This window comes from Rhodospira trueperi, assembly GCF_900101965.1.
In the GTDB taxonomy this organism is placed as follows: Bacteria; Pseudomonadota; Alphaproteobacteria; order Rhodospirillales; family Rhodospirillaceae; genus Rhodospira; species Rhodospira trueperi.
Map to the genome: position 1 here is coordinate 1 of NZ_FNAP01000046.1, position 1,101 is coordinate 1,101.

General features: G+C 69.8%; 1 protein-coding gene and 1 pseudogene. Both read right to left on the reverse strand.

The window, feature by feature from the left end:
- Window positions 1-400, reverse strand: a pseudogene (locus BLS85_RS18470) (IS66 family transposase); the annotation flags it as partial.
- 186 nt (window positions 401-586) lie between these two features.
- Window positions 587-1,101 (reverse strand): IS66 family transposase (locus BLS85_RS18475; protein WP_143027276.1); only part of this gene is annotated, 515 nt, incomplete at its 5' end.

Here is a 1,101-nt window from a genome sequence, read left to right on the forward strand (position 1 = left end):
TCTTCAGCCGCGCCGTCTCCACCACCTTCAGCTTGGCGGCGATGAAGTCCAGGATCTCGGCCACGTCCTCGCCCACCAGACGCAGCGGCCCGCCGCAGGCCGGACACTGCTCGCCCGGGTCGAGAACGATGCGCTCACGCGGGGTGTCCGGCGCCACCTTGGGCTTGCCGCGACGGCGCGGCGTGGTCTTCTCGGGCGACGGCGTAGGGTCCGGGCTCGGAGGGGCGTCGTTCTCGGACGCCGTGTCGCTCTCCTCGTCACCGGCCGGCGCGGGTTCTGCCACCGCCCGCGCCACCTCGAGGCCCTCCAGGGCCAATTCCAGCTGGGCGATCTCGCGGTCGATCTTCTCGGAGCTGCGCCCGAACTTCTGGCGCTTCAGGCGGGCGATGCGCAGCTTCAGCGCCTCCACCATCGCCTCGTAGGCCCGCAGCGACGTCGCCATGCGGCTGACCTCCTCGGTCTTGGCCAGCAGCATCGCCTTCAGGACGGCGGGATCGTCGGGCAGGGTCTCGGGCGTCGGCGTCATGGCCAGAGTATACCCGGTCGGGATCCCCAGCTTCAGTAACCGGGGCAGAAGTGCGGGCGGTCAGGCGTGGCAGCGCGCTGTGACGAGTTCGGCGAGGTTCGGCACGGGGGAGGCGACGGGGGCGCCGAGGCGCGTACCGAGGTAGTCCCAGAACGAGACACCGAGCTTGCGGCAGGTCTTGTTCAGGCCGAGGAAGGCGTCACGGCAGTCGCGGCCGTCGTCGCTGTGGGTGGCGGCGCTGATCTTGCGGCGGATCACCTGACAGCGGATGTCGTTTTCCGAGCCGTTGGTGTGCAGCGGGATCTCCGGCCGATCGAGGACGCGCAGCAGGTCGTTCTTGTTGGCCCGCAATCGGGCCAGCAAGCGATCCAGGGTGGCGAACCCGGTTCGGCGTTTGAAGATGCGCTCGAAGCGGGCCGTCATCTCGGCCTTGCGGCGCGGGGTCGGCGCGTCCCGGTAGGCCTTCAGGTCGGCGTAGACCCACCAGATCAGGGACCGGACCGTTTCCTTGGCTTGGCGGGCCGCCTCGGTGAAGGTGTCGAGCCTGTGGACCAGCCGTTCGGCGTGGACCCAGC